The following is a 13,266-nucleotide window of genomic DNA, read 5'->3' as shown; positions in this document are numbered from 1 at the left end:
AAAACAGTTTTCAAGAGGGAGTTTACTTTAGTAAATGACCTTGCAGGACACTGTTTTTTTACAAAGTAATTGTGACGATTTTTTTGTTTTATCCGCCTTGCATGGGCAAAACGATTTCCACCCGATCATCCTCTTTCAACATTGTCTCCGCATACAAAGACCTTGGCACAAACTCCATATTAACGGCTATGGCAAAATTTCCTTCCTGCTTAAACCATTGAATAAAATCTGTGACACTCATTTTATCTGGTACTTCTATGGTTTCATCATTAACTATTAGCTGCATGGCTTGCCTCTTTGAATGTACCGATTTTTCCCTCAAACTGTTTCATCATTTCTTCAACTGCTGCTGGCGCTAGCAGAATTCCATGCCGGTATAGACCATTGATAATTCCAATACCGTCTTGTAGTTCTATTTGCGGCAAGTTGTCGGGTAATGCCGGACGGCAGTTGACCACCTGTTTGATGATGCGCGCTTCACCAAATGATTTATGCAGGCTGTAAGCTGCGGATAATACTTCTAGCGATGAGCGAACGGATACTGGACTATAATCTTCGCTTTCAATTTCGGTTGCGCCTAGCAGGTAAATATTATTCGGTCGCGGCACTATATATATTCGATAACGTGGATGAACCAGTCGGGTTAAGTGTTCTATCTTTACATCGGGCGCTTGCAACCAAAGCAGCTCGCCGCGCACTGCACGTAGCGGTAATTGGCTTTTAGCTCCCATGCCTCGACAGTCAAACACCCAATCAAAAGCATGAGTTTCTGTATTGGTTTTGATTTGTCGTGGCTCTATCGCTTGAACCTCAACTTGCTCTTTCCACTCAACTCCTTTTTTCAGCAAAACCTGTTGCAGTACATTAAGCAAACCTATGGTATCCAGCTGCCCTTCATTGGACACCCACAGGCCATCGCCCATGTGTGCCAACTCAGGTTCTTTATCGGCTATTGCAATATTTTGCACATAATCATCACAACGATCTAACTTATGTTTTAGCATGCGATGAAAATGATTGAGTTCGACTTTGTCAGAACTGTGAGCAGTGACTAATGATCCTATCTGACGATAGAAGACGGGATGTTCCAGTTCTTTGATCAACTCCGGATATAACTGCATTGAGCGACTACCCAACTCAAAGATCGTGGGCTCGGCCATTTCAAGCTCAGCAAGTGGCGATAAAATTCCCGCTGCTGCAAACGAACAGGCTGCTTCACTGTTCAGTGAGTTTTTATCAAACAGTGTTACCTCATAACCTTTTTTGATCATTTGCCAGGCCAATATACGACCTGCAATGCCTGCACCAACAATTCCGATCTTCATAGCGTTGCCCATTCTCTTGTAAACTAGCCGAGGCTATTTAACCTCGACATAAATCTCTGCGCCTTGTCTTTTAAATTCTGCTGACTTTTCTGCCATACCTTGCTCCACTTTTTTCTTCTCTTCGGCGTAATCTCTGACATCCTGAGAAATTTTCATGGAACAGAATTTTGGTCCGCACATAGAGCAGAAGTGCGCTACCTTGGCAGAGTCTTTAGGCAAGGTTTCATCGTGGAATTCTCGCGCTGTATCCGGGTCAAGACCTAAATTAAACTGGTCTTCCCAGCGGAATTCAAATCGCGCTTGTGATAATTGATCATCGCGGTAACGTGCGCCCGGATGTCCTTTTGCCACGTCTGCTGCATGTGCTGCTAATTTATAGGTGATAATGCCCGTTTTAACATCATCACGATTTGGTAAGCCCAAATGCTCTTTGGGTGTCACATAACAAAGCATGGCACAACCGAACCAACCAATCATGGCCGCACCAATTCCTGAAGTAATATGGTCATAGCCCGGTGCGATATCGGTAGTCAATGGTCCAAGCGTATAGAAAGGTGCTTCGTGGCACTCTTCCAACTGCTTATCCATGTTTTCTTTAATCATGTGCATCGGCACGTGACCCGGACCTTCAATCATCACCTGAACATCATGTTTCCAGGCAATCTTGGTCAATTCACCTAACGTTTCCAGCTCACCAAATTGCGCGGCATCGTTGGCATCGGCCAATGAACCCGGACGTAGGCCATCACCCAGCGAGAAGCTCACATCATAAGCTTTCATGATTTCGCAAATTTCTTCAAAGTGGGTGTATAGAAAGTTCTCTTTATGATGTGCAATACACCATTTCGCCATAATCGAACCGCCGCGCGACACGATACCCGTTACACGGTCAGCAGTTAGCGGCACATAGCGCAACAAGACTCCGGCATGAATGGTAAAGTAATCCACCCCTTGCTCGGCCTGCTCAATTAAAGTATCCCTGAATACTTCCCAGGTCAGATCTTCAGCAACGCCACCGACTTTTTCCAATGCCTGATAAATTGGCACAGTACCAATGGGTACCGGTGAATTTCGCAGAATATAATCACGCGTCGCATGAATATTTTTACCGGTCGATAAATCCATCACGGTATCACCACCCCAGCGCGTCGACCACACCAGCTTTTCAACTTCTTCTTCGATGCTGGATGTTACGGCAGAGTTACCTATGTTTGCATTGATCTTAACCAAGAAATTACGACCAATAATCATTGGCTCTAATTCGGTGTGATTGATGTTGGCAGGAATGATTGCACGCCCAGCTGCGATTTCATCACGTACAAATTCAGGAGTAATTTTTTCAGGCGTTTTAGCACCGAATGGCTGCCCTTTTAAGCGCGCTTCTCTTTCTTTACTTGCGAACTGTTCGAATAAGGCTTCGCGCTTTTGATTTTCACGAATCGACACATATTCCATTTCCGGCGTCACTATGCCCTGACGTGCATAATGTAGCTGAGTGACATTCTTACCCGCTTTTGCTCGAAGAGGCTTGCGTTGCAGCTCAGGATTATGAGTAGCAAAAGCTTTATCACCATCTTCATAACCATTATCAATCGGCTTAACTGCACGACCTTGATATTCCTCAACATCGCCACGACCCATCACCCAGTCACGACGCACTTCCTGCAAACCTTTGCGCACATCAATATCAATACTCAGATCGGTGTAAGGCCCGGACGTGTCGTAAATAGTGACCTTCTCACCATTAGTCAAACTGATTTCACGCATTGGTACGCGAATATCTTTATGCAAACTACCAGGCACGTAAATTTTCTGCGATTTCGGCAGAGGCTCGCGGGTGATTTTATGCTTATTGAGTTCAATCGGATCATTCTTAGCCATTACAGTCTCCACTTGTGACCGACATGACGTTAAGAAGTAATGATAACAGAGCTTTTTTGAGGATCGTCAGCTTGTGACATTACTCTTCCCTACGCCGATGCGAGTCAGATCAGGTTATACGGGTTTGCCATTGCATCTCAGCCCTTAGATTGAATCAGCCTAACAAGCCAACTTTGAAAATCCAAGCGCACCCCGAGAGTAGAAAGAATTATACATGTCTCACCCTTAAAAATCATAGAGGCTTATACAAATATGTATAAAAAAAACGGCATCCTTTCGGTTGCCGCTGGGGAGAATGGGGCCTAGCTTGAGAGTCGCCAGGGCCCCGTGTGGAGAGTCATTTTATTATTATAAGTATCTCAGTATTTTTGAATTAACTTTATTGAATTAATTTTATTGAGAACGGATAGTCATAAACACCACCCTCGCTCGCTTTGATAGCCGCCATTATGGTGACAATAAAGTGGAAAATGATTAGTCCGAATAAAATAGGAATACCAATCAAGATGATGCACAGGATTAATGCCGCACAGTAGGCAATAAACATGGTGATATTGAAATTCAGAGCGCGCTTACCATTCTCTGCAACCAATGGCATATCGTCTTTCTTCAATAACCACACCACCAAGGGACCTAGCACCATGCCGATTACAGGCACTAATGGCACCATAGCTACAAAGGCAGCAAGGTGAGCAAACATAGACCAGGTTTTCTCTTCACCTCTGACGCTTTCAGTACCTAGTACTTCAGCTTCGCCCTCATAGACTCGCTCTTTATGTTCACCACCCGGCTCTGGCTTATTGTCACCAGTGCCTTCAGTTTTTTTATCGTCTTCGTGGTTCATCACTCTTTCCTCTTCTGAAATCTTCAATACGACAACGACCCTTCGTCGCTGCACAAATACAGATTAGCAAAGAGTGATATTTCAAATTGTTACTTTGAGTGATAGGAATTAACGATAAATCACATCTTTCAATTAGTTATTGCTATTTCTTTAAGTTGTTGATATTAAAAGATTTTGATTGTTTGCTCAGAAGGTGTTTTGTGCATGTATTTTGTGCAGGACTCGCAGGCGAGCTCTAAATCAACACTTAACCTATTGAAATTTAAGAAATATAAATTATTTTCATTTTTTTGACTTTCTGCTATTTAGCGACAAAATGGAATAACTCATTGTTCAGCCGTGATTTGTCTTTAAAATCCGGCAACGTGCCACTAACTGTTACCTATACTATCCATTTCTATTGGTTTTCCATTTTGCCGACCGATTTGCCTGAAGTGCTTTTTTGTACTAGTCGCTTGCCGCCAATGAGCTATTGGAGGTTTTGCTTTGATGGGTTACGACTGGCGTCTAACCCATCCTATAAAAACATGTCGATTCCATCATTGTGGTGGCCAATGGAAAAGATGAGAAGTTCTATGCCCCACGTTTATTGCTAACGATTCAGTGATTTCCGGAAAGCTCTTATAGGATGGGTTTACCCAAGGGGGCAGACCCAGCATTTATACGTAACCCATCGTTTGCTTGTTTGATGGTTTACGGCTATCGCCGGGTCTACCCCCTTGGGTATAACCCATCCTATATTCCTCAGCTCAATCAAAGGGGATAAGAAGCAAACCTTTGGCATTCGAATCAACTTGTTATTTCTCTTGTTCTTACTTCTGGTCAAACAAACACATAGTCCGCTTTCTTCAACACTACCAGCGATTCTGCAAGATTTCTTTCTTTTACCAGCAGGTAGTCAGTATCGAAAGTCGAAACCACAAAAACGGGGATGTCTGCATCGGCCAACACCTGACTCAGCCCTGCAATAACTCCAGTTAGGCCAAAATCAAGCGGCCCTTCAACCCTTATCGCTCGCCAATTAAGCTCACTTTTCTGGGCAGTGTCTTTTAGCAAATCACGATTAATAACTTCACAAACCAGCGATAATTCTTCATCGGTTGATGACAAAAACCAACTTCCCTGTAAGTCTTCCAGTTCCATTATTGATAAGAGGCGATGCACATCAAAATGCGCATCCAATAATTTCAAATGCAGTTTTTTATCCATCATCGATCCTCGTCTTTAACATTCACTATGACACTGTCATCCGTTTTCTTATAACGGCTGAACATCTGCTCAATGGTTTCCAAGTCTTCTCGGATTCCTTTCTCTGCCAAAAATTCTTGATTCCACAACTTTGAATAGGAGCGTTCACCCGCATCACAGGCAAAGGTCACGATGGTTTTTCCTGGACCACTCTTTGCAGCGGCAAACAAAGCGCCAGCCAGATTTAATGCCGAGCTACTACCCAACACTAATCCATCTTGATTTCTCACTGCTCGCGATACAGTCACCAAGTCCTGATCCGGCAGCGTTATACCCTTATCAATTTTTGCCTGTGCAAAATTAGCGACGGTGCGCATAATACCAATACCCTCTGTAAATGAGCTTCCTTGTGCTTTATATTCACCGGTCTTGAGATAATGATATATGCCTGACCCATCCGGATCGATTGACCATACATCCACATCTTTATTCTGCTCTTTCAAATAACGAGAACAACCGCCAATAGTGCCGCCGGTTCCTGATACTGAGACCAAAATATCTGCTTTACCTTCGGTTTGTTGCCAGATCTCAGGCCCTGTGTGCCGGTAATGCGCTTTGGCATTGCTGGTATTCTCAAACTGATTAGCCCACCAGTAATTTTCATTTTCTTCGCCAAGGCGTTTTGCGGTGTGATAAAAATGGTTGGGGTCAGCGAAGGGACAAGGATCCACCAGCATCAGTTCAGAGCCATGCAAGGCAATCATCTTCTCCTTTTCCGGAGTTTGCCCCTTTGGCATTACCGTTAGCATTTTAAAGCCCAATGCTTTAGCTACCACAGCCAAGCCAATTCCAGTATTGCCGGCGGTACCTTCCACGATGGTCATGCCTGGCTTTAGTTCACCATTATCAATTGCATCCTGCACCATTTGCAGAGCTGCCCGATCCTTGATTGAACCACCTGGATTCTGGAACTCACACTTCACCAAAATCTCGCAACCCGTTAATGCTGACAATGAAGGAATCCTCAACAAATCGGTGTTACCAATCAACTCTGCAACATTTTGCTTGTAGCTCATACTTGGGCTCTTAAATCGGTTTATTGATACAAGTTAGTCTAAATCACGCAGCCCTCAATTGCGACTTCAAGCTGTGTAAATTTTGTTCACAAAACTCTCTTTTTGGAGTATAAAGCCCTCATACCGTTTTGGAGGTTTTACTGCATTGACCCAAGCTTTAAAGTCCATTTCATCCAGCTCTACAGGCTACTTTGATGACGACATTTTTGCCCGTATCTGTGATGCGATAACAGACCAAGGCTATGTTGTCTTGCCCAACGCCTTACCGCTTGACACTTTAAATCAATTGTTTACAGGATTGATCGAGAGTAATCCTCATCAGTTTGATCCAGCAGGGATAGGACGCGAGCAAGATTTCCACACCAATGAATTTGTTCGTACTGACCATATTCATTGGCTGGAATCTCACGCCCCTTTTGCTCAGGAATATTTCACCTGGATTGAAGAGTTACGTTTGCGTTTAAACCGTCATTTATTTTTAGGTCTGTTTGACTATGAATGCATGTTCGCCCACTACCCAGCAGGCGCATTCTATAAGCGCCACCTTGATGCTTTTCGCGGCAGCACTAATCGTCGCTTAACCACTGTGCTTTATTTAAATCCACAATGGAATCCTGAAGATGGTGGTGAGCTTTTGATTTACCGGAAGCGGCAGAAAGTACCACTAGAAACAGTAGTGCCTACTTTTGGTACCTTAGTTATTTTTTTAAGTGAAGAGTTTCCGCATGAAGTGTTACCAGCCAATAAGTCCCGTTTTAGTCTTACTGGCTGGTATCGGATCAATGAAGGGGTATCGCTTTAGTCTGCTTTGTCACACTAGTTTTCAGATGACATATTCAACACGGTTGCGACCATTCTCTTTGGCCTGATACAAGGCCTCATCAACACGGCGTAGGAACTCATCCATGTTCTCTCCATGTTTGTATTCTGTTACGCCAACGCTGATGGTGGCATTTAATTCGCTTTCAATGTCGGTGTACTGCTTGAGATCCACTTCCTGCTGTAAACGCTTGGCAACCTGTATTGCCTGCTCCAAATTGGCATTGGGTAAGACAGCCAGAAATTCCTCACCGCCGGTTCTGCCCAATACATCGTTGTCCCGCAGCAGTTCTTTGCTGAAGTTGGAAAGATTGGTCAGAACCACATCACCCACTGAGTGACCATGAATATCGTTGACGACTTTAAAGTGGTCAATATCATACATCAGTATACTCAGCGGCTTGCCAGCAACATCAGCAGCTTCCATTTCTTTTTTCAGCGCTCGCTCAATCTGACGACGATTCGCAAGACCGGTTAAACTATCGGTATGCGCTAACTGTTTAAACTTACGTGAATTAGCCACCTGTCTCAAAGAGAACCAAACAAGAACAACCGTTAACACGCTACCTAAAATAATAGCTAGAATTTGCCACTTCCTCGCAGCTTGTAGAGATTCTAGTTGCTCATCCTTTAATTTCTGTTCCTGCTGTAAGCGCTCATTTTCTATTTCGGTTTTTTCACTATCATATTCAAATCGCAGTACTTGAGTTTGCTGATCCGAACGCTGTCGATCTAACTCTTTCTGTAACTGCATGAACTTTTGGTATTTTTCCAGCGCCTGCGTACTGTTCCCCGTTTGTTCATAACTCTTCGCCCAAGCTTCGTATAACAACGCCAAATATCGCTTATTGTTATCAGACAGCATAAGTTCTTCAGCATTGCTGAAAAATTGTTCCGCCTGCTCAGGCTTTTCAAGATGACTGAATGCTATGCCATAGTACATTGAGGCCATACCATCGTAACCACTGTTACCCATCGTCTCTCTGGCTTCTTCTGCTAGCTGCAGTTCTTGAATTGCTTTGCCATATTCACCATTCAGATTATAACCACCGGCCAAAGCAATCCTGATAGGTACCATTTCACTAATAATCTTATTGTCTTGAGCAACCTCTAACGCTGACAAGTATTTCTCAATGGCTTTTTTGGGGTTGTTGCGTTGCTCTTCCATAAACCCCTGCTGGAGATAGACTCGTATTAATCCATAACTGAGATTTTCCTGTTTGGAAATTTCTTCTGAGCGTTTCAAATATTTTTCAGCGCGCTCCAAAAAGCCTAGACGTCTAAAAATAATGCCGATATCAAATATCAGTCCTTCAGAGGCATCTAGGACACCTTCTTCTCGATATAACTCTTCTGCTTTTATGCAGTCCTTCAAAGCAAAATCATTTTCTCCTAGTAAGGAGCGAATGCCGCAACGGCTAACATAGCCATCCGCCATCAAAATCTTGTCATTAACTTCTTTACCAATATCAATTGCCTTTTCAATATTGAGTAGTGCCTCAGAGGTGTCGCCCCCTCGGTCTTCATAATTTGCTAAGCACAGATAGAGAATACCTTCTTCCAGACGCTCATCCCGCCTCTTGGCATCACTAACCATGTTCTTTGCTATTTGCACCCCTTTTTCGGGGCTATAAATGCTACTCAATAAACATTGGTAGTACACATTGGTTAAGCGTCGATCTTCATCATCCGCGGGCACCAGCTGCTGTAACTTCTCCAATTGCTTATCAAAATCTTGTTGGGTGGTTAGCTCTATTTCACCAGTGTCGAGCTTATACAAAAAATCATCAAAGGCTTTTTGTTCGGCTGTCAGCTCTCGCGGCTTTTCTTGTGCTTCTGGATTCGTTTTTTCGGTATTAAGTTGATCATCAAAAGAACCCTTGAGTTCATTTGTTGGATTGATGGCATAAGCTACTGAGAGGCTCAACACATAAAGAAGAGCCCCTATAAAAAAGGGATGAATAAGATTATTGAATATGAATTCTCGCCTCGTCTGGCGAATGGATTTCCTTTCACTATCTACAATCGAGACGGTCATATTTGCATCACAATAGCGTTCTGCCATGTTGAAACCTTTTAATATTGACCTATTAATAGACTAACAGAAAAGAATAATGTGGAACAGGTCACACTGTCAGTTTTTTTTACATGCAAATGTGACTTGTGCAATTTTCGCTCATTTACGATGCAATCTCATTAATAAACAATAAGTTATCGCCAGAGCATAGCTTGTAAAAACCTCTATCTGTTACTAATTTCCTGTTGTTATTCAATGACATAATGATTGAGGTAGCGACAATTTTTGTCACTTTTCTATCTTTATTGCCATTATTCCTTCTCCTCATCCAATATCAAACCTCGTTTCTGCGCCCGCTTACGCCACTGTTGGCGGGCCAGAATCTGCATGTCTTTTACTTCATCCATCTCATCCATGATTTCCAGACCCAGTAACGTTTCTACTAAATCCTCAAGTGTAACCAGACCTGAAGTTTGCCCATACTCATCCACTACTAAGGCGATATGCTGACGCTCATTTAGCAAAACCTCCATAAGATCAGGTAATGGCATTTCGCCAAGTACACAGATGAGCTTACGCTTAAGATGTGACAAGGTTCGGGAGCCATGCTCTTTCGCCTGCGTCATAAGGACATCATCCTTCAACACAAAATCGGTTATATCATCATTGTCTTCGCTATAAACCGGTATTCGCGAAAAGCGTATATTCAATACTTGTTGAAAGACATCTTCAACTTTTGCGCTGGCCGGCAACGACACCATGACAGTACGCGGTGTCATAATGTCCTTGGCTCTAAGTTGCCGGAAGCGGAACAAATTACGAACCACCCTGAACTCATGTTCATCAATGTCGCCGGTTCTTTCCCCAAGACCGGCCATCGCCAGAAATTCATCACGACTGAAAATATGCTGTTTCTTACCGTGAGATATCCACTTGGTGATAGCCTCAGAAACCCAGATTAAGGGATACAGGATTTTTATCAGCCACTGTACGAATACTGCAGTGATGGGAGCCAGTGGCTTCCAGTAAACAGCGCCAATGGTCTTTGGAATAATTTCAGAAAAGAACAAAATAGCCAGCGTCATGATTGCTGAGAAAATTCCTATCCAGCCACTGCCAAAAACCACTGTTGCCTGAGCACCGGCCGCAATGGCACCTACGGTATGCGCAATTGTATTAAGCGTTAAAATGGCAGCGAGGGAGCGGTCAACACTGGTAATACGTAATGTCCGCAATACTTTGGCCTTTTTGGGTCTTTGTTCTTGTAGATGTTCTATGTAGGAAGGAGTGATGCTCAAAAGCACGGCTTCGGCAACTGAACATAAAAACGAAAACAACAGAGCGATTAAGATATAAATCCATAACAGGACCCAATCAAAGCTGGTCACAGCCTCCTGCTCGTTTGCCACCTGAACAGCCTCAACAGAAAAGGCAAAGCCACCTAGTAGCATCAATAAGAGGAACACCATAACTCTTTTAGTGGAAAACATATCATCCATCATTGGGTTCTTGTAGTTGATCAACTTCTTCAATTATCAGGATTCTTTAGCCTAACACAATCTTTATACCAATAAGTATCAAGACTACACCACCCAGCAACTCCGCCTTGCTCTCCAGCCAAGTGCCGCTACGCTTACCAATGTACACTCCAATGGCACTCATCACACAAGTCACAGCGCCAATAATAATACAGGCAAGTAGCGCATTAACTGCCAATAGGTTCAAAGCAAACCCGGCAGCCATCGCGTCAATGCTGGTAGCGATAGCTAATGTCAGCATCACTCGTTGGGTGATCTGTGAAATATCTTCTTCGATACCTTCTGAAAAAGCCTCAAAAATCATCTTTCCGCCAATAAATAGTAGCAATAAAAATGCAACCCAAGGTGCATATATCTCTATCCAGCCCAGTAGCCCTTTGCCACCTAAATAACCTACCAGTGGCATCAACCCCTGAAATAAGCCGAAATAAATTGCTGCCCAAATGGCAAGGTTTTTATGACTGGTGACAGGTTTTGAACCAAGGCCAATGGATACTGCAAAAGCATCCATACTTAAGGCAAGCGCCAAAACAATAACTTCAAACATCGTTTGATTTCGTTAGCTTATTTGACGCTTATTGTAAGGATATTTTCTGTGAGATGCGACTTAACTACCAAGTAACGCAGGGTTCATTTTCCAGACCGCATAATTCAAAATAGCTGCGAATAAAACCCATAATAAATAAGGCGCTATCAGAAGCGCAGCCATTTTCTTTACTCGTAAAAAACCGACCAGGGTAAATCCAATGAATATCCATAGCAGGATAATATCGACGAAAGCCCAGCCACCAAGCTTCCAACTAAAGAACACCCAGCTCCACAATGCATTTAATATCAACTGCATTATAAAAACTGTCAAAGCGGCATGAATTCTTTTTAAAGAAGCGTTTAAATTGTAACGCTCTCGCCATACTAACCAGGCTGCAATCCCCATAAAGGCGTAAAGTACCGTCCAAACCGGTCCAAACAACCAGCCAGGTGGCGCCCAGGAAGGTTTTTCCAGCTGACCGTAAAACTCTCCTGCATCAACTGAAGCAATGGCACCGACAGTCGCTGCTGCAAATACCACAATCAACCAGCCGAATAACCCTATTAGGTCTTTTGTTTTAGTTAACTCGCTCATGATTTCCCCCAACTATGTTTTATTATTACGCTATATTATTTCAGACAAAATTTTAATTCCATTATTATTATTATGTAGAACTTGATTCATTTAACTGATTCTTCCCTTATGTTTTCCTTTGTATTTTCTGATGCTTGTCAGCATACATTTTATTATCAGCAATACGGAATAGCTGCTCTCTTCCCAAGCCATTTTCTGGATAGACCGCCACCCCGATGCTGATTCCAATATTCACCCTGCTTCCTTCAAGCATAAAGGGTTTTTCGACTACTTCGTTTATTTTTCCGAGCACAGCGTCTATAGCCTCACCCTGATTAATTTCTGTCAACAGCACTGTAAACTCATCACCACCCATCCTGGCTACCGTATCTGAATCACGTACACATGATCTTATCCGGTTGGCAACTTTACTTAACAACAAGTCGCCTTTAGTGTGTCCTAGTGAATCATTAACTTCTTTGAAGCCATCCAGGTCCATGTAGAGTAGTGCTAACTTTTCTTTATTTCTAGTCGCTCGCTTAATCGCAACATCCAATCGATCATTAAATAATAGTCGGTTGGGCAATCCCGTTAACCAATCATGGCTCGCAATGTGGTGTAGCTCCCGCTCATATTCTTTCCGCTCGATAGTCGCAGCAAACTGCTCTCCAACAAACTCCATTAGCTTTACGTCCTGCTTTGTGTACACAGAACTTTCCGCCGCATGTATAACCAAAGCACCAAACACGGTTTCTTTCGATTTCAATGGCACACCGACCCAATTCCCTTTATCATCAGACTCGCTATTATGATTGATTTTGGCTAATAAGGCCGACTCTCTGTTTGAATTTATTAGCAATGTTTTACCACCGTCGATAACTTCACCCAGCGCACAGTCTTTGGTTAACTTAATGTTCTTTTTCGGTTGATATTTCCCATCCACACAATAGGGCATATTAACGGTATCTTTGCCTTCCTCTTTGATGGCGACAATAAAGCTTTCCGCTGCAATAAATCGACTAATACTCTCGTGAGCTTGTTGATAGAGTTCGGAAAGATCATTCGCCTGATGCGCCATTTCAGAGATTTTAAATATCGAATTTTGGATTCTCTGATAACGTTTATAGACAGTTATATCTCGCGCTACTGCAACTCTGACCTTATCATTTTCCGACCAGCGTGCTGACCACATGATATACACGGTGCTGCCATCCTTTCTAAGGTATCGATTTTCGAAATAAGGCTCTTCATGACCGCGCATAATTTGTGTTGCAGTTGCTAAGGTTTTTTCTCGATCATCAGGGTGAACATAACTGATCATATTGGTTCCCAGCATTTCTTCCGGAGTATAACCAAAGACCTTTTCGCAAGAGGCGTTTATGTAAACGAAGTTTCCTTCAAGATCCACCACGCAAACAACATCCATCAACAAATCAACTACTTTAGTTGCGATATCATTAATCTGATTCTTCATCT

General features: G+C 43.0%; 12 protein-coding genes and 1 riboswitch. Of the genes, 1 reads left to right on the top strand and 11 read right to left on the bottom strand.

The window, feature by feature from the left end; genetic code table 11:
- Nucleotides 1-88: 88 nt before the first annotated feature.
- The 6 genes from thiS to ACYTXU_RS12795 all read right to left on the bottom strand — a co-directional run bounded on the left by thiS (nucleotide 89) and on the right by ACYTXU_RS12795 (nucleotide 6,314).
- Nucleotides 89-286 carry a sulfur carrier protein ThiS gene (gene thiS, locus ACYTXU_RS12820; protein WP_462207183.1) on the bottom strand — a complete coding sequence of 66 codons (198 nt, stop codon included), beginning with the start codon at nucleotides 284-286 and terminating at the stop codon, nucleotides 89-91.
- Nucleotides 270-1,325 (bottom strand): glycine oxidase ThiO, encoded by a 1,056-nt coding sequence (gene thiO / locus ACYTXU_RS12815; protein WP_462207181.1) that lies wholly within the window; start codon nucleotides 1,323-1,325, stop codon nucleotides 270-272. Before thiO ends, thiS begins: the two co-directional genes overlap by 17 nt.
- A gap of 33 nt (nucleotides 1,326-1,358) precedes the next feature.
- Entirely contained in the window at nucleotides 1,359-3,206 is a 1,848-nt protein-coding gene (gene thiC, locus ACYTXU_RS12810; RefSeq protein WP_462207179.1) for a phosphomethylpyrimidine synthase ThiC, read from the bottom strand.
- A gap of 69 nt (nucleotides 3,207-3,275) precedes the next feature.
- A riboswitch (TPP riboswitch) is annotated at nucleotides 3,276-3,411 on the bottom strand.
- Nucleotides 3,412-3,585: 174 nt separating this feature from the next.
- Complete coding sequence (locus ACYTXU_RS12805) at nucleotides 3,586-4,050, bottom strand: DUF4870 domain-containing protein (protein ID WP_462207178.1); 465 nt, start codon at nucleotides 4,048-4,050, stop codon at nucleotides 3,586-3,588.
- Between the two features lie 822 nt (nucleotides 4,051-4,872).
- On the bottom strand, nucleotides 4,873-5,262 hold the full coding sequence (locus tag ACYTXU_RS12800; protein ID WP_462207176.1) for an ACT domain-containing protein: 390 nt from the start codon (nucleotides 5,260-5,262) through the stop codon (nucleotides 4,873-4,875).
- On the bottom strand, nucleotides 5,259-6,314 hold the full coding sequence (locus tag ACYTXU_RS12795) for a cysteine synthase A (RefSeq protein ID WP_462207175.1): 1,056 nt from the start codon (nucleotides 6,312-6,314) through the stop codon (nucleotides 5,259-5,261). The genes ACYTXU_RS12800 and ACYTXU_RS12795 overlap by 4 nt, the downstream gene beginning before the upstream one ends.
- A 145-nt stretch (nucleotides 6,315-6,459) precedes the next feature.
- Here ACYTXU_RS12795 and ACYTXU_RS12790 point away from each other — a divergent pair, with 145 nt between their 5' ends.
- Nucleotides 6,460-7,116: a 2OG-Fe(II) oxygenase gene (locus tag ACYTXU_RS12790; protein WP_462207174.1), complete on the top strand. Its 657-nt coding sequence runs from the start codon at nucleotides 6,460-6,462 to the stop codon at nucleotides 7,114-7,116.
- Nucleotides 7,117-7,137: 21 nt separating this feature from the next.
- Here ACYTXU_RS12790 and ACYTXU_RS12785 read toward each other — a convergent pair whose 3' ends face one another.
- The 5 genes from ACYTXU_RS12785 to ACYTXU_RS12765 all read right to left on the bottom strand — a co-directional run bounded on the left by ACYTXU_RS12785 (nucleotide 7,138) and on the right by ACYTXU_RS12765 (nucleotide 13,264).
- Nucleotides 7,138-9,198, bottom strand: coding sequence for a tetratricopeptide repeat-containing diguanylate cyclase (locus tag ACYTXU_RS12785; RefSeq protein ID WP_462207172.1), 2,061 nt, complete (start codon nucleotides 9,196-9,198; stop codon nucleotides 7,138-7,140).
- A gap of 263 nt (nucleotides 9,199-9,461) precedes the next feature.
- Nucleotides 9,462-10,682 carry a hemolysin family protein gene (locus ACYTXU_RS12780; RefSeq protein ID WP_462207170.1) on the bottom strand — a complete coding sequence of 407 codons (1,221 nt, stop codon included), beginning with the start codon at nucleotides 10,680-10,682 and terminating at the stop codon, nucleotides 9,462-9,464.
- 13 nt (nucleotides 10,683-10,695) lie between these two features.
- The gene (locus ACYTXU_RS12775) at nucleotides 10,696-11,235 is read right to left on the bottom strand and encodes a manganese efflux pump MntP (protein ID WP_462207168.1); all 540 of its coding nucleotides are present in this window, start codon (nucleotides 11,233-11,235) and stop codon (nucleotides 10,696-10,698) included.
- 60 nt (nucleotides 11,236-11,295) lie between these two features.
- A complete protein-coding gene (locus ACYTXU_RS12770; RefSeq protein ID WP_462209435.1) occupies nucleotides 11,296-11,814 on the bottom strand; it encodes a TspO/MBR family protein in 519 nt (172 codons plus the stop codon).
- Nucleotides 11,815-11,917: 103 nt separating this feature from the next.
- The gene (locus ACYTXU_RS12765; RefSeq protein ID WP_462207166.1) at nucleotides 11,918-13,264 is read right to left on the bottom strand and encodes a diguanylate cyclase domain-containing protein; all 1,347 of its coding nucleotides are present in this window, start codon (nucleotides 13,262-13,264) and stop codon (nucleotides 11,918-11,920) included.
- Nucleotides 13,265-13,266 lie beyond the last annotated feature (2 nt).

Source organism: Kangiella sp. M94 (assembly GCF_054926195.1).
Note: the sequence above shows the minus strand (reverse complement) of the source record. Positions and strands in the feature narration are given on the sequence as shown.